The following is a 21,128-nucleotide window of genomic DNA, read 5'->3' on the forward strand; positions in this document are numbered from 1 at the left end:
CTGGGTTAAGGCTGATAACCTAAATCGGGTTGGGTTGGTTTAGATTCTGCCGCGGTGCGAGCTAACACATCGCAACGTTCGTTTTCGGCGTGGCCTGCATGACCTTTGACCCATTGCCAGTCGATAGTGTGCATCTGTGAGGCTTTATCTAATCGTTTCCATAGGTCAACGTTTTTGACTGGGGTACGGTTTGATGTCATCCAACCTTTTTTCTTCCAGCCATGTATCCATGTCATTATGCCTTGGCGCATATATTGGCTGTCGCTGGTGAGCACGACTTGGCAAGGCTCTTTCAAGCTTTCTAACGCTATGATTGGGGCTAACAATTCCATGCGATTATTGGTCGTGAGCGCAAAACCGTCGGACATCTCCTTTGTATGGCCTTTATAATTCATTACAATGCCATAGCCGCCAGGACCGGGATTGCCTAAGCAAGAGCCGTCGGTGAAGATGTGGATCAGTTTTAGTTCAGTCATCAAATTGTTACCATAGCCGGGAATTTCGGCCGAGTATAACTAAAAATTGTCATAAGAAGCGCATAAAAACATGAATATTATCTCTAATGCTAGCCGTCAGGTTATTTTAGATACCGAAACCACAGGTATGAACCAGGGCAGCGGCGCCATCTATTTAGGCCATAGGATCATCGAGATAGGTTGTGTGGAAGTGGTGAACCGTCGTTTGACGGGGCGTTATTACCACCAATATATCAATCCAGGTCAAGCAATCGATCCCGAAGCCATCGCCGTTCACGGTATTACCGATGAGCGCGTGGCTAAAGAGCCGCGTTTCCATCAAATTGCTCAAGAGTTTATCAACTTTATCGATGGCGCTGAAATCGTCGCACATAACGCGAACTTCGACGTGAACTTCATGGATCATGAGTTTTCACTGCTGCAGCCGCGTGGTCCGAAAACCGCTGATATTTGTCAGATCCTCGATACCTTAGAGATTGCTAAGTTTTTACATCCCGGCCAGAAAAACAATCTCGACGCGCTCTGTAAGCGTTACGGCGTCGATACTTCTCGCCGCGAGTACCACGGCGCATTACTCGATGCCGAGATCCTCGCCGATGTTTATCTGATCATGACTGGCGGACAGACAAAGTTTAATTTGTCTAATGAAGAAGCGGGGCAGGAAGCGGGGGGAATTCAACGTTTTGATCCACAATCACTTAATCTTAAAGTGATTGGCGCATCGGCCGATGAATTGACAATGCATGAACAACGCCTTGATTTAGTCGCAAAATCAGGTAAATGCCTCTGGAGAGGATAGAAGAATTACTATGCCGATGTCGCGCCATAAACCCATTTTAGCTTTTTGCCTTCTTACCACTACGCTGTTATTAAGTGTGGCGAGTGTATTGGCCGCTGACCTAGATCCAGCCAAAAAAGTCGTCAAGCCACCTAAGGCTACGCCGATTGTAGGATTGGAGACGGCTTCCGAGCTTAAAAACCGTTTTCGTATTGATCATATGGTCGATAACATGACCTTATTAGTGGAGCGTGAATATGGCTCTGCGCCTGTGGTCATAGTGTTACCCGATGGCAGTAAATGGTACGCCAATCGTCATCCCGCAACCGTTAAGTGGGTTGATGGTATAACGGGCGATATTATTTACATTGAGTCGCCACAGCCCGGACCTTGGCAGTTGGTGGGCAAGGTTGTCTCAGGTTCAACCCTTAAGAAGCTCTCTAAACTCGAAATCGAAGTCCAGCCTTTACCACAGCCAATCTTCCAAGGTGAACAAGTTAAAATTGTCGCGCAGTTAATGGGTGACGAGCAGCGTGTGCGTATGCCTGGGTTAGATTATTTAGTCGAATGGACGGCACATTTTGTGAGTAAACATAAGGCGGGCGATGAAAATTTTGCTGCTGGTGACATTATTGTTGGTTCCTATAAAGACAATGGTGAAGATTACGATGAAAAACCCGACGATGGTGTATTTACCAGCAATATCAATATAAAGCAGCCTTGGGGTGATTATGAGTTTGTCGTGCAGGCACGTAATAATGTGTTTGAACGGCAGGTTTCATTCCCGTTTAAATTGTCACCTCGGCCAATTAATCTAGAAGTTATTACCCCTGACGATCCGCTAACAGGGCAATGGAAAGTCATGTTACACGTGGATAAGACAGTGTTGCAGCTGGCTGAGACGCATTTTTCCTTTGAGTTAGTCGGCCCTGCTGGCTTGCAACTGCCTTTGGTTGTTAATGGTCTCACTGAGCCTGACTCTGAGTTAGATTTACCTACAGTGACAGAGTTTGGTAGTTATCGAATTAAAGGTTTTGTGGCGACGACGACTGTCACTGGTCGTGAAATCGTGCTGGATTTACCTGAGCTTTTCTTTAACTTAATTGAACCACCAGAACCACCACCAAGTGCCGAAGAGCTGGCTGCTGTTGCTGCACAAAAAGCGGCAGAGGAAGAAGAGCTTGCGAAGAAAGATGCAATGTTCTGGATCATTACAGTCAACGCTATCTTATTAGTCTTAGGCGTGGTGGGATTAATTGTGTGGCGTAAGCGCCAAAGTTTGGCGCAGGCCTTAGCTGCCGCGGAGTTACGTTTATTGAATGAAGCATCTGCAAATCCACCCGCAGCGCCTTCATTAGATGAAATCGATCTCACTATGCCAGATGAGGCAGATAAAGACCGTTAGCCAAGCGTTACTTAATGTGTTTGATTTATGACTTTGAACTGGAACGTTGCAGCGATATTTGGGATATAAATCAAGGTCTGCAATTGACTTGGCTTTTTTTTAATCAAATGATAAATCGAAGTAAAAAAACGGTTGACGCCTGCAGGGCTCAACCGTATTATTCTTCGCATCTTAAGCAGAGCCTTGATAAGTGTGTTGAATTATCGTTCTGTTTTAATATCAGCGGCCTGTCACGCTGGAGTTAGTGGGTTAGATACCCGTTAGATAGTTAGATATGGAAAGATTTGGAGGGGTAGTTCAGTTGGTTAGACTATCGTTTTAACATCAGTGGCCTGTCACGCTGGGGTTAGTGGGTTAGATACCCGTCAAATATTTGGGTATGGAAGAATTTGGAGCGGTAGTTCAGTTGGTTAGAATACCGGCCTGTCACGCCGGGGGTCGCGGGTTCGAGTCCCGTCCGCTCCGCCAACATTCATGAAGCCCAAGCTATTAAATAGCTTGGGCTTTTTGATTTTAATTCATCCAATATTCCTATTTCTCTCTTCGTGACTGTGACCAAAACGTGACCATTTTGTGACCTCAACTCAATTTTAACCGAGGGTCAATTTTTAGCATTTTGCCACGAAATACTATTTATATTTATTTAGTGAAATCGGAGAAGAGCGCACGTAAACGTATGCGGTATCTTGCCTTGCTCTATTTCAGCGAAGGTCATTCTCGTACCGCTATCGCAAGCATGCTCAAGGTCAGTAGAACCAGTGTCAATCGATGGATATCCACCTATTTAGCTCAAGGTTTGAGTGGTCTAGACGATACGCCTAATCCAGGCCGTCCTGCGACATTGTCCATTGCACAGCAAGCCAAGCTCAAAGCGTTCGTACAGCACCAAAGCCTATCTGAACTGGGTGGCAGGGTGAGGTCGCGAACAATTTTCAGCCATTCAAACGGGCAATACTTCTCAATTTGACGGCTTTGTGATCTTATATTCTCTTTTGCCGAGACACGATCATGAGCCTTCTTTCTCTTACCAAACACTTTGAACTTATTGAAGACCACCGACAGGCCGCCAAAGTGACTTATCCCTTGTTCGATGTGTTGTTCCTAACCGTGGTGGCGGTCATCGGTGGCTCTGAGGGCTGGGAAGATATTGAAGACTTTGGCCATTGCCACTTGGAAATACTGAAGAGGTATGGTTATTTCAGCAAAAGTATTCCTGTTCATGACACTATCGCACGAATTATCAGCAAAGTTGATCCAGAAGTGTTGCGACAAGCTTTTATTTCATGGATGCAGGCAACCCAACAATTGATCCAAGGCAAGTCATTGCCATTGATGGCAAAACCTTACGCGGTTCTTATAACTGAGAAGAGCGTCAATCCGCTATTCATATGGTGAATGCTTTCTCTGTCACCAATGGTGTGGTGATGGGACAACTTAAAACTGATGCGAAGTCCAATGAGATCCCTGAATTATTAGCTTTATTGAATATTAAAGGCACACAGGTCACCATTGATGCTATGGGTACTCAAGCAGATATTGCGCATACCATAAGGTGCCGACTTCCTGTTAGCCGTAAAAGGTAATCAAAGTGCTTTACATCAGCGCGTAAAAGAGGCCTTTGCCGTTCAGTCAGAGGATGTCGAAAACACCACTGAAATCGAGGCGCAGCATGGCCGAAAAGAATATCGGGAACACCAAATTATAGATGCACCCACGGAGCTAATTGATGCCAAGTTGCCGACCATACGCAGCTTTGGCAAAGTTATTAGTTGTCGGGTAAACAAAGGCAAAGGAACGCTGCAGACACGTTACTACATCAGTTCCGCCAATTATCGGCTGAAGAATTAGCCTCCGCCGCACGCGGTCATTGGGCTGTTGAAAATCAGCTTCATTGGGGACTGGATGTGATCATGAATGAGGATGCATGTCAGATATCCCGAGGCGATGGTGCAGAAAATCTCGCAAGGCTGCAGCAGGTTACCGTCAACATTCTCAAAAAAGAACCGAGTAAATTAAGTCTTCGCCGCATGAGACGCCTAGCTGCAATGAATTCAGCGTATTTGGATAAAATAATAAATGCTTAAAAAACATTCACGCTCTTTCCCTGGTTTGCAGGCCGCTTATGCCAATCGTAATATCCTGATTGACTGACACTCATTACTCGACATAACAGTGCTAAGGGAAACAGGTTGGATTGCAGTTTGATGAAACGAAATTTTACTTCATTTCTCTCGTAAAGAAGGCGCTGGCCTCGGCGTGCCCCTTGGGTATTTTTAGAATTTCTTTCTCCATACGTTATTCTTTGTTTTCTCTACGCAATCGCTTCAACTCATCACGCTCAGACTCTTCTAAGGTGATGCTTTGTTGCAGGGCTTGGTGTTTTCCTTCCTATTGTAAAGCGGAGTAGTGCTAACTCCAAGAGACTTTGCCGCATCGGCAACGCTATAACTTTGTTCTCGCATCATCAAGACGGCTTCATCTTTAAATGCCTGCGGATAACTCTTATGTTATTTTTTCAGACTCATATTAACCTCATAATTTATTGACTATACTGTCTCAAAATTAAATGTACGATGGGATTAGACCAGAACAGTGCACATTTTTTCGAATCAGTGATGTTGGCAATGTTATCCACATAGCGCTATGAAGTTAGCTAAATATTTCATTTATTTTCATAGTTGGACCCGTTATCTTTCTGATGAATTTTAATTACTACCTATTATATCTTTGTCCATTGCAAGGCCGATTAAAAGTGGATGATTCCATGTCATTATCCAAGTCTTGAATGGAGTATTCTTGTAGCGGTCATCTAAAACTGATATTCCCCCGCCTTAGTGCGCAGTATCTGGGATTGATTATCTAGGCTAATAGAGGTCGATTCTATCTGTTCGATAATCTGTGATACTTCACGGGAATTATCGCGGATCACCATCATACTCGAAGCGATTTCTTTAGAAACCAAGGACTGTTCCTCAGTCGAAGCGGCAACCTGAGTATTGATCCCATGAATCGCTTCCGTACTGTGGCGAATATCCTCAAATACAGCTACGATACGTTGCAACTCTACCCCCGCCTTTTGCATAAGCGTCGCCGCTTGAGTCACAGATGTACCCACTTGATTCGTACGATTTTGAAGGCTTGCGACAATATCATCGATTTCCTTAGTGGAATCTTGGGTGCGCTGGGCTAATGATCGAACCTCATCGGCCACCACAGCGAAGCCTCGCCCTTGCTCACCGGCCCTTGCGGCTTCAATCGCGGCATTCAGTGCCAGCAAATTCGTCTGCTCTGCAATCGCCTTAATCACACTCAACACATTACTGACTTGGGTGCTTTCGTTCACTAGATGCGACATAGAATCTTGAGTGTTGGTAAACTCAGTTTCTAATACCGACATGGCTTTCAACGCTTCCGATACCGTCTGTTTACCCACAGTGACATGCGCTTCATTTTCAGCGGCGCGGCTTTCAGCGTTTGACGTACTCTCACTTACATGCACCAACGTCGTGGTCATTTCTTCCATCGCACTGGCACTGGCATCCAGTTCTCTGGCCACTCGATTGGAACTTTCACGCGAAACTTGAATGGATGCTTTAGTTTGCTTCGCTAAATCAGCCACCTCTTTAGCAATGCCATCCGTTGTCGATAAGGAACTGGCAAGGGAAGAGATAAACAAGTTGATTTGATTAACGATTTCGCCAATCTCTCCCTCGGTGGTAACAGAAATCCGCCGCGCAAGATTTTTAGAGCGCTGAATGTCGAGCAACTCACTACAGGTCTGCACTAAGGGAGTCACAATCCGGCTCTTAACGATAATGAAACCACCAACGGCCGCTAAAATCACGATAAATAACACGAACTGAGACCAGTTTAATGCCGCATGTAAGGAGTCGAGACGACCATTAACTTCACCATCGGTACGTTTATCCAACGCCGTAAAGAACTCATCAATCGGCTGCATGATCTTGGCTTTTTCTCTATGGTATTGGTCGCTATGCAATAACTCCCGCGCCATGGCTAAGTTAGGCTCGCCTTTGATCGTGTAAGTTTGGGTGTTGGGGTCCATAAAGATACCTTTGACGGCATTCATGGCTTTCACTTCGAGGGCAACTAACGCATCTGAGTTTTGTTGGGCTTGTTCGAGATAATGAAATTCTTCATCGGAAAAACCGAGGGACTGCATTTGTGCTTTAATTGCAATTCTCGCACCGTCTGGCTTAGGTTTATCGCCATAATTCAGCACTAAATCCCAATAAATCTGATGATATTTTTCGGGTCTGGATTTCTCACCATTACGGATAGCTAAAATATCCATATACATTTTTTCGTATTTTTCATCGCCTGTGACAGCGTAGGTGCGAGCGAGACGCGTTAAGTCATCGGAACTTTGCCTTAACTCATCGGCGACTTGATAGGACTGATATCGGATGCTGGCAGCATCATTAAAGAGATCGATTTTAGACTTAACATTGAAGCTCAGTGCCGCAGAAATCACGGCACTCGCGACTATGGTCGAAAATACCACACTCATCATGGTTTTTGTTTTCATACTTACCCCAATAGACAGAAGAACTGCTTTAAGTCTAGAAGGAAAACCAGAAAACATGGGTAAAAGTGGAACAATCAACGGAAATAATCGTTTGATTTGCGAGTGATTATCGCTCACAAATCAAACAGTTCTTAATGACGTGACACTTAGAGTAAAAGTTGGTCCGCGACAAAGGGATTATGCTCGCGCTCTTCACCAAAGGTCGACATAGGACCGTGCTCAGGAATGAAATATTAGTTATAATGAAAACCCGTTTTGCAATATTCTACAGAGCATTCTCCGGCTCAGTTTGTCTTGGCTGACAAGTTGAAACCCGTCATTTTTTCTGGTCAACCCAAATTGGACAACTATTTGTTGAGAATGTTCAAACGCTGTAGGTGAGGTTTTGGATGATTAGCTATCTCCAAACTATAAAATCAGTGAGGATGTTGCGCCACGTAATGTTTAACATTGAGCTGTAGATTATCCCCTGATTTTACTTTCTCTAATACTGGATGGTATCCGAGCACTTAGTGATTTACTAATGATGCTGTATGTGCAAGTGGAGTCATTGATATGAGATTAAATGTTGGAATTGATGTAAGCAAAGAAACGCTCGATCTCTGTTTATTGCTAAATCAAGCCAAGAGCGGCAGCAAATTTAAATGTTTCAAAAACAGAAAGATTGACTATTTAGCCATCAATGATTGGAACTCGAAGCTATCTAAATGTCAGCGTAATGACATTGTCATTACGATGGAATCCACAGGGGTTTATCATGAAGCAATAGCACTGTATTTATACTCTATGGGCTTCCAAATCTGAATGAAAATTAGGTGCACTTTGACCATCTTGCTCCCTCTAAGTTTATCTCATAAAAATACAGGCCTTAATAGTTAATAGGCCTGTATTTTGACCGAGAGATGATCGTTCATATCTCACTTTATTTCAAATGTACCTCTTTACCAGAAGCGCTAAATACGCCTTTAAAGACCTGCAAAGTGACTGCTAGTGCCCCAACAATGAATACGACATCACCGATTGTACGTATCCAGCGTAATGTTACCAGTGTATCGCTCTGTAGTAGTGCTTCGCTACGCGCATACCAAAGACCTTCAGATGCGCTGGCAATAAATTGGATAATGCCAACAGGTAAAAGGCTGGTAAATAACATTAAGGCTAAGCCGATATTCATCCACCAAAATGATGTTTTCATTAAACGTTCATTAAGTATCAAGTGTGGTCGAATATACCTCAATATCAGTAATGTAAAGCCAAGTGCTAAGAAACCATACACACCAAACAGTGCAGCATGTGCATGCGTTGCCGTCGTGTTAAGACCTTGAATGTAATATAGAGAAATAGGTGGGTTGATCATAAAACCTAATACACCGGCACCCAACATGTTCCAAAAAGCAACAGCAACAAAATACATGATCGGCCATTTAACATTTGCCATCCAAGGAGCTCTATTCTTTAATTTATAGTGTTCCCACGCTTCGTAACCGAGCACGATTAGAGGTACAACTTCAAGTGCACTAAACGTTGCACCTACAGCCATTACTGGGGTTGTTGTACCCGAAAAATATAAGTGGTGAAACGTTCCAGGGATGCCTCCTAACAGAAATAATGAGGCTGATGCTAACGAAGCAACTGTTGCCATGCGTTTGGTAACTAATCCCATGTTAAAGAAGATAAATGCCAATGCAGTTGTTGCAAATACTTCAAAGAAGCCCTCTACCCATAAATGAACAATCCACCATCGCCAGTATTCCATAACAGAAATGTGAGTACGTTCACCATAGAAGAATCCAGCACCGTAAAATAAACCTATCGCAATCACCGACAGCATAAATAATACTAAAAGGTTTTTATCGCCTTTTTGCTGTAATGCTGGGGTAATACATCGCATCATTAACACTAACCATAAAACGATCCCAGTAAATTTACCAATTTGCCAAATACGACCTAAATCAACGTATTCATAACCTTGGTGTCCTAGCCAGAAACTCAAGTTCGCAGGCATGATTTGTGCAATTGCTAAATAATTACCGATGAACGAACCAACAACAACAATAACTAATGCCCAGAATAATATATCAACACCCATTTTCTGGAATTTAGGGTCTTTGCCGCCATTAATCACAGGTGCAAGAAACAGCCCAGCAGCAAGAAACCCAGATGCAATCCAGAACAGTGCAGATTGAATATGCCAAGTACGGACTAAACTATAAGGAAACCACTCTGAGGTTTTGATACCGTAGAAACTTTGCCCTTCGATCGTGTAATGTGCGGTAAATCCACCAATAAACACTTGAAATGTAAATAAAGACACAATGAGTAATAGATACTTAGCTAAGGCTTTTTGTGATGCCGTTAAGCTAAACGACAAGATAGGATCATGCTCTGGAGCGACAGGCTCGCCATCTTCTTTACGTAAAAAAGCCCATGCCCAAACAAGTGCACCGATGCCAGCGACTAAAATAACCACACTGATGATGGACCAAACGATATTCTCAGTGGTAGGTTCATTGTCGATTAATGGCTCATGAGGCCAGTTATTCGTGTACGTTGCCTTTCCGTCGGTACGCTCAGTGGCAGCCGCCCAAGCGGTCCAAAAAAAGAACTCCGATAAGCGTGCTCGTCGCTCAGGATTGGGCAGCGTAACTTCTTTCATCGCATAGCTTTCGCGTGTTTTTTGCAGTTCAGGTGCCCCACCAAAAAGTGCACTATAGTAAGCGCCGGTTTGTTCAATTGCTTTAATACGCCTTGGCGATAACGTTACTGTGTTCATTTCAACGTCATATGTATTCGTTCTGTATTCATGCTTGAGCTCGTAACGCAACATATTTTGCTGCTGACCAGTGAGTTCAGCATATGGACGATGAAATTCATCATTGGCAGCTAAATCCAACCAAACAAGAAGTTCTCGATGTAGCCAATCAGCTGTCCAATCCGGTGCTTGGTACGCCCCATGCCCCCATACTGAGCCCAATTGCATGCCCCCAACAGATTGCCAAGCCGTTTGTCCATCCAATATTTGTTCTTCGGTTGTTAAAACATTTCCATTTGCCGAGACAAATGATGCGGGAATTGGCGGGGCACTTCGGTATATTTCAGTGCCAAAATAACCTAATATCGAAAATGTCACGGCGAAGACACTTAATAAGGTCCACCACAACTTTCTATACTCACCCATAATATTTCTCCTGCGAATACGCATGTATTGTTTAAAATAATATTGCACTCTACATAAGTATAAGTATAAGTATCAGTACTCACGTCTTTAAGTTAACTATAGATGTTGCAGTGATTTATGCATTTAAACTTTCGAGTTAATTTTATTTGAAATTAATGTGGAAATTACTTTAACAAAAAGACAGCGGATAGAAGGTTTATTCATGTCTATCCACTCAGCATTACTTATGGGTACAGAAGGGCTTTGTTTCCTAAAAGCAGAAATAACTACAGAGTGCTTCCTGATCGCCAGTATGGCGCATAAAACCCTTGTTTCATCGTCAGTCGTTTATCTGTAATCAGAATATTATTTTGATTTAAACCCGACAAACATTGGATTTCACTATTAGGAAACAAAGCCGTACAGAAGCCTAAATTGCGTTTTTTAAACGAGTACGGCGGTGACTTTCACTCCATACATTCCATATTCATCCTGCTAGCCCATTTTCAATATCATTGGTATGTGAATGATTGACGTCGGTCACACAAAGCCTGACTGTTAATTAGCTTTGAATATAAAAGTACCTCAGTTACCATTCATATGCCCATTTTTACACCATAGCATAAACTGCCAAAATGTTGCTCAATTCTTTAACATGTCCGAAGCAATGATCAGGCTTAATGCTACAAGTCAGTATTGAACGGCGTTGTTGATTAAATCATTTCAAGGCTTCTGGCCGATTAAGTAACTTGCTGGCGAACGGGCATACCCAGTCTAATGACGTTGTTCATTGCCTTCACACCAGCCAATGCCTCTACAACTTGCCCATTGTAATCACTTAAACTTAGCATTGGACTATTCAACTGTTTATATCGGCCCATGGTGGTCTCTGCTAGAGAGTGTTGGTGATAGCCGTTATCGATTTTCCATTGTTTAAGCTGATCCGCTTTCAGTGCATCAACAGCTTCATTGCGTGTATGCTCTTTTTCCCCATAACCCCGCATTCGAGCGAGGTAGGATGGTAGTTTTGCAGCCTTTACGTCGCAGTAATTGATAACAACCTTTTGTATCATAAGCCCCATCTGCCGATACCTGCATTATCTTTCGCCGTAAAGGATTGAGCAAAGTCGGCAGTACTTCATTATCGCCAACTGACACAAGACTGACTTTAGCTGTAACAACTTTGTGAGTGCTTGCATCTATGGCTGAGTGCAACTTGCGCCACGTGCGGCGTTTTTCGCTGCCATGCTTGCGCGTTTTCTATTCCCCTTTACCGAAGACTTTTAGCCCTGTGGCACTACAAAGGAATAAGATACTCCTTCTTATAAATTCGTAACGAAAGTTTGCATTTTAAAAAAAAGATGCAGACTTTCCTAAATAAGGCTGAAGAATTCATCTGCACATCTCCCATCGGACACTTCATTTTGAGACATTAAGACGGCGTAAATTGCCGATGGACGCGATGATTTGGGCCGTTATCGGAATGGCTTTGTTCCGAGGGGAGTCTGTGCGGTCACTCATCAACAAACTCGACATTGTTTTGCCGCAAGAGATTGATTATGTTGCACGCAGCGCCGTGACTCAGGCGCGTAAACGATTGGGCAGTGAGGTTATTCGAGAAGTGTTTAGTCGCAGCGCCAATACCTGGCACGCGAGAGCTGAACACCCTCATTGGTGCGGTCTTAACTTGTATGGTGTTGACGGTGTAGTGTGGCGGACACCCGATAGTGTCCAAAATCAAGCCGCCTTTGCGCGTACCGCAAACGCTTCAGGCGAAGCGGCTTATCCGCAAATTCGCATGGTTTGCTTGATGGAGTTAAGCAGCCATTTGTTGGTCAACAGCGCCTTTGATTCGGTTGCCGAAAATGAAATGAACTTAGCATCTCAACTCATTCCTAGCATTCCCAATCACAGCCTAACCCTATTTGACCGAGGATTTTACTCGCTAGGCCTGTTACATGCTTGGCAGCAAGCGCAACCTGACAGCCACTGGTTGTTACCATTGAAGAAAGGCACTCAATATGAGGTGGTGCGAACGCTGGGAAAACATGACCAGTGGGTGAAACTCACCACCATGCCTCAAGCCAGAAAGAAATGGCCGCAGATCCCAGATACCCTTGAAGCGCGTTTACTCACTAAGACAGTGAAAGGTAAGTCAGTTACCATTTTGACCTCGTTGACTGACCCGATGCGTTACCCCAGCGAAGACATCGTCGACTTATATGCCCATCGATGGGAAATCGAACTGGGCTACAGAGAGATGAAACAACATCTGTTGGAGAGTCGTTTTACGCTACGCAGTCAACTACCGGAGCTGGTGACTCAAGAGCTGTGGGGCGTGCTACTGGCCTACAATCTCATTAGATATAAGATGTTGCTGATGGCTAAAAGCTTGCCATCGGTCCATCCTAATCAACTGAGTTTTAGGGATGCGGCGAGTTATATCATCTTTAAGTTGACGCAACTGCCATCACAAACGCCGGGGAATGTCCCGAGAGACGTATTGGATATAGAACGAAATGCACGGCAATTTAAATTGGATGGTAAACGGGAAAGGGCATATCCAAGAGTCCTTAAAATGAGCAAAAACAAGTTTCCGGTTAGACCAAAGAAAAATGCCGTTCACTCTTAAGTGAACGGCATAAGGTGAAGGCTGGATGTATTTGGCTGTGGTGATGGATTTATATTCACGCAGGATTGGGTGGTACATAGACAAACGCATGACCACGGATTTGATATTCAAGGCATTAATGAAAGCCTACAACCTGCGACAACCTGCGCGAGGGTTGGTATTTCACAGTGACCGAGGCTCGCAATATACCAGTAAGCAATTCGGTTGGTTGCTATTGAGCTATGGTATCCGAGCCAGCATGGGTGATGTGGGTGCGTGTTGGGATAATGCCGTTGTTGAGCGTTTCTTTGGTAGCTTGAAACACGACAAAGAAATAAAAGCCGTTAAGGGAAAATAGACATATTGATATGACTCGCCAGGCTTGCACAGTAAGTCGGCAAAGTTAAGTTGGACTAATTCAGCTTGCGATAATAAATCTGCTTGTTCCACCACTGGCAGATGACGGATTAATCGGTTCTGAATTTGTGGGGCTAATGTGTCTTGGTGTTGAGTGGGCATAGCGGTTCAACCTGTGGTGGCATTGACTTGGCACCAGAAAATCTGCTGCAAAAAGAAGGGCCGCAGCATCAGAACGGGGCTGCGGAATGATGGAGATTAAATGACTAGTTTTTTAGTTGCGGTGAAGGTGCGCCAGATTTTAGTTGCATATCGTTTTTGACTGAAATAACGCCGGGGACTTTGCTTGTTAGTTTTACCGCAGTATTGATATCTTCACGCGATTTAACAAACCCGCTGAGCTGGACCACGCCTTTAAAGGTTTCAACATTAATCTCGGCCACACTTAAGTTTTTATCACCTAAAATGGCAGCTTTCACTTTGGTGGTGACCACACTGTCGTCTAAATACTCGCCAGTACCTTCTTTGTTGTATGCAGAACTGCAACTGGCCACGGCGACTAAGCCTAGAGCCAGCAGGAAGATACTTAACATTTTAATTGTTCTCATCAGATTATCCTTTTTGATAAAGAGTAAAAATGGGGCGCATTAGCTAACGCGTCCCGTTAACAGCAATATAATCAGCACCAGTAGCACTATGCCTATAAGTCCACCAGGACGATAACCCCAGTTTCGGCTATGGGGCCAAGTGGGGAGCATGCCGAGAAATAACAAAATTAAAATAATCAATAAAATAGTCGCAATTGACATGGCTAATCTTCCTGATACCGGGGCAATTTTGCACTGGGTAACATGAGTCTGTGCCCTAGCAAATGGGATGTCGGTACGCTGGCGCACTTACAGGGATCTGACGAGTCGATGTGTTTATATTCGCATTACCTGATAAGCGGTATGCCGAACAGAGCGAGTGATTGTAGAGATGCATACTCTAACTTATGTCCAATGACGGACATGTTCAATTCGAAACCAACGTTTGGTATTTCACTTATTCCGTTGTCCAGTTTCATGGGCTGCGCTAATAAAGAGGTCAACAAAATGAATTATCATGATCGCGATGTTTACGGTATTTACAACAATCCACAGTTCGCTTCTCCATCATTGGCACAAGGACCCGGCCCATATCTGATGGGCGCTGAAACACTGATCGGCAATAATGTTGTTAATAATTCTGGTGAAACCTTAGGGGATATCAAAGAAATTATGCTTGAAGTGGAAACGGGCCACGTCGGGTATGCGGTACTGTCGTTCAGTACTTATTTTGGTTTTGGAGAAAAGCTGTTTGCAGTGCCTTGGAAGATGCTGACACTTAATCATGAGCAAAAATGTTTTGTCATGGATATATCATTAGAGCGACTCAAAACGGCGCCGGGTTTTGACAAAGGCCATTGGCCCAATATGAAAGATGTTGAATGGGAAAACGAACTGCACGATTACTACGGTAGCCGTAGGGATTAATGGTGTTAAGCAGGGGATTTATCCCCTGCGTTATTATTTGGATTCGGTAAATATGTATAAGTGTGGTTGTGTCTATCAAGTGAGTAGGCCCATACGCATTTTAGTTGTTAGGGATTTACTTATTGCCATGGTTGTAACCTAGTAACGATAAAAGTTTGAGCTAGCGTATTATCGAAAGTCACCAGCGTGTATCGCTGATCAATGTCTTCGCTTCATCAAATGATTAAAGCCTTGTCGAAAGATAAGGCTTTTTTGTTTTTCTATTTTAAGTTTAAATCCCTATTTAAGGTAAATCTGATGTTTTCGGATTTGTACTACAGCTTATTTTACTTGATGTCGCTAGATTGCTCCGTTTTCTTGATTTTTTCTCCATAGGTGATGAGGGAAGAGTCATATTTAACAGTGGATATATCGAATAGATAATTTCAGCTTACTGTTCATGCTGTTGTCATCTGCGTCATTAAAGCTAAGCTCATTAGTATTTAGCTCAGTTATCTAAAGGATTTATATGGTTGAACACATTACTGGCATGCTAGCGCTAATTGGAGTGCTATCGTTATTTTGTCAATGGCTTGGCTGGAAACTGCGGTTACCAGCGATTTTACCCTTGTTACTATGTGGGCTCACTTTAGGCCCTGGGCTTGGATTCCTCAATCCTGATGCGATTTTTGGTGATTTGCTTTTCCCGATAATTTCCCTCGGGGTTGCCGTGATTTTATTTGAAGGTGCTTTGACTCTTAACTTCAAAGAAATCAAAGATCATGGTCGTATGGTGACGCATCTTGTGACTATCGGTACCGTGATCACTTGGGCCTGTATCAGTACGGCCACCTTTTATTTACTGGATTTTAGTTGGGAAATTGCATTGCTCTTTGGGGCGCTAGTGGTAGTGACTGGGCCTACGGTTATCGTGCCAATGCTCAGAAGTGTGCGTCCTAAATCCCAGCTAGCGAGTATTTTGCGTTGGGAAGGCATAGTGATTGATCCAATAGGCGCGCTGCTCGCAGTGTTAGTCTTTGAATACATAACCGTTGCCAGCGATCAAACGACGCATGTGCTCTATGCCTTAGGCTCTATGTTGTCCCTCGGATTAGGACTTGGCGCAGTGGCGGGTTATCTAACGGGACAAATCTTAAGACACAACCTATTGCCACACTATCTGCGTAATACCGCCGTTTTGACCTTAATGCTGGGTATCTTTGTCGGCTCGAACCTATTACAAGAAGAATCGGGCTTATTGACTGTGACGGTTATGGGCATTTGGCTTGCGAATATGCGTGGTGTGGATATTGCTGAAATCCTTGAATTTAAAGAAACATTAACCGTACTGTTGATTTCTGCACTGTTTATTTTACTGGCGGCGCGATTAGATTCTAATGCCATGCTCGGCTTAGGTTGGGGTGGACTGGGGGTTTTAGCTGTGACCATGTTATTGGCACGACCGCTGAGTATTTGGGTTTCTGGTATCGGCACATCTCTGTCGAAAGCGGATAAGTGGTTTTTATGCTGGATTGCCCCTCGAGGTATTGTGGCCGCGGCGGTATCTTCTTTATTTGCAATCAAGTTAGAAGCCAACAATGTGCAGGGCGCAGATGCAATTGTGCCCTTAGTGTTCTTAATTATTATCGGCACTGTAGTGATCCAAAGTTTGACTGCGGGACGTTGGGCACGATTTCTTGGTGTTAAAGCCGATTCTGCCCAAGGTTTATTGATCTTTGGCGCCTCTAAATTTTCCAGAGAGTTAGCGAAAATTTTAAAAGCCAAAGATGTCAAAGTGCTACTGGCTGATAATAACTGGGATAACATTAGGCTCGCGCGTATGGATAATATTCCAGTGTATTTTGGTAATCCTGTTTCGGAACATGCTGAAACCTATATGGATTTAACTGGAATTGGCCGCGTGTTGATTATTTCACCTTACCGACAGTTAAACCCGTTAGTGAGCTTTCATTTCCAAGACTTTTTTGGTGCTAAAAAAGTTTTTGGTCTTAATAATACCGAAGTAGGCAGTGCACGCCACCAGCTCTCTGAAAGTTATAAGCAACGTTTATGTTTGTTTGGTGATGCAGTGTCGTATGCCAAGATAGCCAGCCTAATGGCGAAAGGCGCTCAACTTAAAGTAACGAATTTAACCGAAAACTTCAGCTTTGAACATTTTCGTAAACGTTACGGTGAGACGGCAATACCACTGGTTTACCTGACAAAAGAAGGTAAGGTCGTCGTTGTTTCGGGTAATGATACCGTATTTCCGAATGGCATTGAGCTTATCAGTCTATTGCCAATTGAAGCTTTAGAAGAAGCCAAAGTGCAGCAAGCGATTGCAGAGCGGGAAGCCCAAGAAAAAGCAGCAGAATCTGCTTTAGCAAAGGTAAAAGCGGAAGAGGAGGCCGAGCAATTAAAGCTTGAAAAGGCTCAAGCTGAGGTGGCTATTGAAGATAATACCGCTGATGCACTACAAGCTGTAGATGAGACCTTAGTAAAGAATTAACCTAGGCTGCTATTGCGTTTAATACTGCCTAATAACTTGAGTCGTGTGATTGGTTATAGGTAATAAAAAAGGAGGCTAATTAGCCTCCTTTTTGTGGTTTAAATCTTACTGAGTGGATTACGCAGCACGTTCCTGTGAAGTGGTTGAAACTACTTCTGGACGCAGTTCTGCTGGGTCAAAGTCATCAACGTTGATTGACTTCATACGACCAATTTCTGCTCTTTCCAGTAATTGCACTTCGGCATCGCTTAACACACTTAAGGCTTTACCTTCGGCGGCAACTTTATCTAACCACATAAATGGTAGACGTTTACCACTGGCTTTACAGACTTTGTCATGTAGTGGTTCAGACGCGATGATGTCAAGTAGTGTTTGTTCTTGGATACCCACAGCATTGTGCTCAGAGTTAGTCCAGAACTGGCCTTTACCTAAACGGTTACGGCTTTCACACGGTGTTTGCATGATCTTAGCAACTTTATGATCTAACACATCGCTTGGGCGTTTCAGTGGACGACCGAATGGGAACATCACCACACGTAATGCGCCGCCAAGGCCCATAGGGAAGTTATCCAGTAAATCGTCTAAAGAAGCTTGCAGCTTGTACAGCGCATCTTCAACTGCCCATTGTACTAATGGTAAGTCGTCGGTTTGACGGCCTTCATCTTCATAGCGTTTCAGTGTGGCGGATGCCAGATACAGTTGGCTCAGTAAGTCACCTAAACGGGCAGAGATACGTTCTTTACGTTTAAGGTTGCCGCCCAAGGTTGCCATGGCTAAGTCAGAAAGCAGGGCAAGGTTGGCACTGAAACGGTTCATCTGTTGATAATAACGTTTGGTTTTATCTGAATAAGGCGCGTTAGAGAAACGGCTTGATGTCAGACCTAACCAGAAGCTACGGATGAAGTTACTGGTCGCAAAACCAATGTGACCAAAGATAGCCGCATCAAAGTTAGCTAAACCTTGACCCGATTCAGTATCAAACGCTGACTCCATTTCTGCGAGTACATACGGATGGCAACGAATTGCGCCTTGGCCGTAGATGATCATAGAACGGGTGAGGATGTTTGCACCTTCAACAGTAATTGCGATAGGCGCAGCTTGGTAGCCACGGCCTAAATAGTTATTGGGGCCAAGACACACGCCTTTACCGCCGTGAATATCCATGGCATCGATAACGCATTTCTGCATTCTGTCTGTCAGGTGATATTTCACAATCGCAGAGATAACCGACGGTTTTTCACCTAAGTCGATACCTGTAGTGGTCAACGTGGTTACCGCATCCATCAGATAAGCGTTACCGCCGATGCGTGCCATTGGCTCTTCGATACCTTCAAGCTTGCCGATAGGCAATTTGAACTGACGACGAATGCGAGCATAAGCCCCTGTTGCTAGTGCCGCGGTTTTCACGCCGCCAGCTGAGTTTGATGGCAGAGTGATACCACGACCCACTGATAAACATTCCACCAGCATGCGCCAGCCTTGACCAGCCATTTTCGGGCCGCCAATGATGAAGCTTAATGGCACGAATACTTCGTTGCCGCGAGTCGGACCGTTTTGGAACATGCAGTTGAGCGGGAAGTGACGACGACCCGTTTCTACTCCTTCCACATCGGTAGGGATCAAAGCACAAGTAATGCCGAGTTCTTCTTTATCGCCAAGGAGATGCTCTGGATCGCGCAGTTTAAAGGCTAAGCCTAATACTGTCGCGACAGGGGCTAAAGTGATGTAACGCTTGTTCCAGGTCAGTTTCATCCCCAGAACTTCTTCACCTTCCCATTGGCCTTTACACACAATACCAAAGTCAGGAATCGAGCCTGCATCGCTACCGGCTTCTGGGCTGGTCAGTGCAAAACAGGGGACTTCTAAGCCTTTGGCTAAACGCGGTAAATAATGGTTTTGTTGTTCTGGCGTGCCGTAATGTTGCAGCAGCTCTCCAGGGCCTAAAGAGTTAGGTACGCCAACAGTTGAAGCCAATTCACTACTTAAGCCCGCCAGTTTTTGTAACACGCGAGATTGGGCATAAGCTGAATATTCTAAACCGCCGTATTTTTTCTTAATGATCATGGCGAAGAAACCGTGATCTTTCAGATATTGCCATACGTCGGCAGGCAGATCGGCAAGTTGATGTGACACTTGGTGTTGATTCACCATGCGGCACACTTCTTCAACAGGGCCATCGAGGAAGGCCTGTTCGTCTGCACTTAAACGCGCAACTGGGTAGTTATGGAGTTTTTTCCAGTTCGGGTTACCCGCAAACAGATCCGCTTCCCACCAAGTGGTGCCGGCTTCAATCGCTTCTTTCTCTGTTGAAGACATTTCCGGCATGATGCCGCGATATACCTTCATCAGTGGACGACTGATCACATTTTGTCTAAATGCACTGATATTTAACGGCAGCGCGATCACGAGGAAAACGATCCAAGAGATAGGGCCGACAACATCGAGTGTCCATCCTGCTGTCATCACAACAGCGGCTGTAATAGTGGCAGTGAGCAAAGATACCCGAAGGTAAGCTAGGGCTCCTAGCACTAAGATCATGGCGATGATCCAAAGTAGGGTAGTCACTGTAATTCTCCTTAAATATGACCGAGTGCCAACCACAGGTCATAGAGTGTTTTATTGATTGCGATCACAATTATAGTTTGTGGTCAGACCTGTGTCGCATAAAAGTTAAACCTAAGAGAATTTTAATACAAGTATTTTTCAAACAATTGTTTAAATTATTTGTCAGCTTTGATCATTCCACAAATGTCATCAACTAGTTACAATGCCAATAAGTAGTTTTTTTGATTGATGATAGGCGAGAAATATGTGCGAGTTACTGGCGATGAGCGCCAATGTGCCGACCGATATTGTGTTTAGTTTTACGGGATTAGCACAACGTGGTGGTGTAACTGGTCCCCACGTGGACGGCTGGGGTATTACTTTTTACGAGGGGAAAGGTAGCCGTACTTTTAAAGATGCTTGCCCGAGTAGCGAATCGCATATTGCAAAATTGATCAAATCCTACCCGATTAAAAGTGAGGTGGTGATAAGCCATATTCGCCAAGCGAATCGCGGCTGTGTGTCTTTAGAGAACACTCATCCTTTTACCCGCGAATTATGGGGACGTTATTGGACCTATGCCCACAATGGTCAATTGACGGACTATCTGCCCAAGTTTCATGTCTCGCGCTATCAACCCGTAGGCGATACCGATAGCGAACTTGCTTTCTGTTGGATTTTGGAACAAGTCGCCCAGAAGTTTGGCGGTACTAAACCTGAAGATATGTTGGCAGTTTTCCATTACGTCGCAACGTTGGCCGAGCAAATCCGTACCTTAGGTGTGTTCAACATGATATTGAGCGATGGCGAGCATTTGATGAGCTATTGCAGTAATAACTTATGTTACATCACTCGCCGCGCGCCGTTTGGTAAAGCGAAACTTATTGATACCGATGTGGTGATTGATTTTGATAAGGAAACTACCGCCCATGATGTGGTGACTGTGATTGCGACTCGCCCATTGACCGAGAATGAACAGTGGCGCGTTATGCAGCCGGGTAACTGGAAGCTGTTCAGATTGGGTGAGCTGTTAATCGATCTCTGATGTGATACCACTGAGCTAAATAATGAGGGCAAGCGGATTTACGGTTGACTTTGTTTTGTTCAGGTCACTTTATTAAAAAGTTCGAGTCAGTATCTAACATACCTTCTAGCAATCAGTGATGAACCATTAGCCATGAACATTAACTGAACTTAGAGGTAGGCCCTAAGTTCAGTTAGATATAGTTCAGTTAAATATAGTTCGGTT

General features: G+C 44.2%; 13 protein-coding genes, 1 tRNA gene and 6 pseudogenes. 11 read left to right on the top strand and 9 right to left on the bottom strand.

Annotated features, from left to right (window positions below; translation table 11 throughout):
- Window positions 1-5: 5 nt before the first annotated feature.
- Window positions 6-476, bottom strand: a complete 471-nt coding sequence (gene rnhA, locus L5L77_RS08040) for a ribonuclease HI (RefSeq protein ID WP_006081489.1) — start codon at window positions 474-476, stop codon at window positions 6-8.
- Between the two features lie 70 nt (window positions 477-546).
- On the opposite strand from rnhA, the gene dnaQ reads away from it, so the two are divergent.
- The 5 genes and pseudogenes from dnaQ (at window position 547) to L5L77_RS08065 (ending at window position 4,743) form a co-directional block, all read left to right on the top strand.
- Window positions 547-1,275, top strand: a complete 729-nt coding sequence (gene dnaQ, locus L5L77_RS08045; protein WP_173496648.1) for a DNA polymerase III subunit epsilon — start codon at window positions 547-549, stop codon at window positions 1,273-1,275.
- Window positions 1,276-1,285: 10 nt separating this feature from the next.
- On the top strand, window positions 1,286-2,659 hold the full coding sequence (locus L5L77_RS08050) for a TIGR03503 family protein (protein WP_263186745.1): 1,374 nt from the start codon (window positions 1,286-1,288) through the stop codon (window positions 2,657-2,659).
- A 391-nt stretch (window positions 2,660-3,050) separates the two neighbouring features.
- Window positions 3,051-3,127, top strand: a tRNA-Asp gene (locus tag L5L77_RS08055).
- Window positions 3,128-3,290: 163 nt separating this feature from the next.
- Window positions 3,291-3,590 (top strand): annotated as a pseudogene (locus L5L77_RS08060) (helix-turn-helix domain-containing protein); the annotation flags it as partial.
- Between the two features lie 77 nt (window positions 3,591-3,667).
- Window positions 3,668-4,743, top strand: a pseudogene (locus L5L77_RS08065) (ISAs1 family transposase).
- A 23-nt stretch (window positions 4,744-4,766) separates the two neighbouring features.
- Here L5L77_RS08065 and L5L77_RS08070 read toward each other — a convergent pair.
- The 3 genes and pseudogenes from L5L77_RS08070 to L5L77_RS08080 all read right to left on the bottom strand — a co-directional run.
- A pseudogene (locus L5L77_RS08070) lies at window positions 4,767-5,124 on the bottom strand (IS3 family transposase); the annotation flags it as partial.
- A 344-nt stretch (window positions 5,125-5,468) separates the two neighbouring features.
- Complete coding sequence (locus L5L77_RS08075) at window positions 5,469-7,208, bottom strand: methyl-accepting chemotaxis protein (protein WP_263138399.1); 1,740 nt, start codon at window positions 7,206-7,208, stop codon at window positions 5,469-5,471.
- Window positions 7,209-7,354: 146 nt separating this feature from the next.
- Window positions 7,355-7,438 (bottom strand): annotated as a pseudogene (locus L5L77_RS08080) (MBL fold metallo-hydrolase); the annotation flags it as partial.
- Between the two features lie 325 nt (window positions 7,439-7,763).
- On the opposite strand from L5L77_RS08080, the gene L5L77_RS22785 reads away from it, so the two are divergent.
- Window positions 7,764-8,012, top strand: a complete 249-nt coding sequence (locus L5L77_RS22785) for an IS110 family transposase (protein ID WP_411569159.1) — start codon at window positions 7,764-7,766, stop codon at window positions 8,010-8,012.
- 118 nt (window positions 8,013-8,130) lie between these two features.
- Here L5L77_RS22785 and L5L77_RS08085 read toward each other — a convergent pair whose 3' ends face one another.
- Both L5L77_RS08085 and L5L77_RS08090 read right to left on the bottom strand, forming a co-directional pair.
- The gene (locus tag L5L77_RS08085) at window positions 8,131-10,386 is read right to left on the bottom strand and encodes a nitric-oxide reductase large subunit (RefSeq protein WP_263138401.1); all 2,256 of its coding nucleotides are present in this window, start codon (window positions 10,384-10,386) and stop codon (window positions 8,131-8,133) included.
- A gap of 719 nt (window positions 10,387-11,105) precedes the next feature.
- Window positions 11,106-11,661 (bottom strand): annotated as a pseudogene (locus L5L77_RS08090) (IS5 family transposase); the annotation flags it as partial.
- A gap of 94 nt (window positions 11,662-11,755) precedes the next feature.
- Between L5L77_RS08090 and L5L77_RS08095 the strand changes: the two are divergent.
- Window positions 11,756-12,997, top strand: a complete 1,242-nt coding sequence (locus L5L77_RS08095; protein WP_263192002.1) for an IS4 family transposase — start codon at window positions 11,756-11,758, stop codon at window positions 12,995-12,997.
- A gap of 13 nt (window positions 12,998-13,010) precedes the next feature.
- Window positions 13,011-13,304: pseudogene (locus tag L5L77_RS08100) on the top strand (transposase); the annotation flags it as partial.
- A gap of 295 nt (window positions 13,305-13,599) precedes the next feature.
- Here the strand turns inward: L5L77_RS08100 and L5L77_RS08105 are convergent.
- The gene (locus L5L77_RS08105; RefSeq protein WP_028760077.1) at window positions 13,600-13,941 is read right to left on the bottom strand and encodes a BON domain-containing protein; all 342 of its coding nucleotides are present in this window, start codon (window positions 13,939-13,941) and stop codon (window positions 13,600-13,602) included.
- Between the two features lie 39 nt (window positions 13,942-13,980).
- Window positions 13,981-14,142, bottom strand: a complete 162-nt coding sequence (locus L5L77_RS08110; protein ID WP_081729035.1) for a DUF3309 family protein — start codon at window positions 14,140-14,142, stop codon at window positions 13,981-13,983.
- 285 nt (window positions 14,143-14,427) lie between these two features.
- Here L5L77_RS08110 and L5L77_RS08115 point away from each other — a divergent pair, with 285 nt between their 5' ends.
- Window positions 14,428-14,847, top strand: a complete 420-nt coding sequence (locus L5L77_RS08115) for a PRC-barrel domain-containing protein (protein ID WP_028760076.1) — start codon at window positions 14,428-14,430, stop codon at window positions 14,845-14,847.
- A gap of 508 nt (window positions 14,848-15,355) precedes the next feature.
- Window positions 15,356-17,335 (top strand): cation:proton antiporter, encoded by a 1,980-nt coding sequence (locus L5L77_RS08120; RefSeq protein WP_263185544.1) that lies wholly within the window; start codon window positions 15,356-15,358, stop codon window positions 17,333-17,335.
- A gap of 117 nt (window positions 17,336-17,452) precedes the next feature.
- Here the strand turns inward: L5L77_RS08120 and fadE are convergent, their stop codons facing one another.
- Window positions 17,453-19,900 carry an acyl-CoA dehydrogenase FadE gene (fadE, locus tag L5L77_RS08125; RefSeq protein WP_263185546.1) on the bottom strand — a complete coding sequence of 816 codons (2,448 nt, stop codon included), beginning with the start codon at window positions 19,898-19,900 and terminating at the stop codon, window positions 17,453-17,455.
- A 244-nt stretch (window positions 19,901-20,144) separates the two neighbouring features.
- On the opposite strand from fadE, the gene L5L77_RS08130 reads away from it, so the two are divergent.
- Window positions 20,145-20,924 carry a class II glutamine amidotransferase gene (locus L5L77_RS08130; protein WP_263191906.1) on the top strand — a complete coding sequence of 260 codons (780 nt, stop codon included), beginning with the start codon at window positions 20,145-20,147 and terminating at the stop codon, window positions 20,922-20,924.
- The last annotated feature ends 204 nt before the right edge of the window (window positions 20,925-21,128 follow it).

It is taken from the genome of Shewanella sp. SM29 (genome assembly GCF_025654245.1).
GTDB classification, from domain to species: Bacteria; Pseudomonadota; Gammaproteobacteria; order Enterobacterales; family Shewanellaceae; genus Shewanella; species Shewanella oncorhynchi.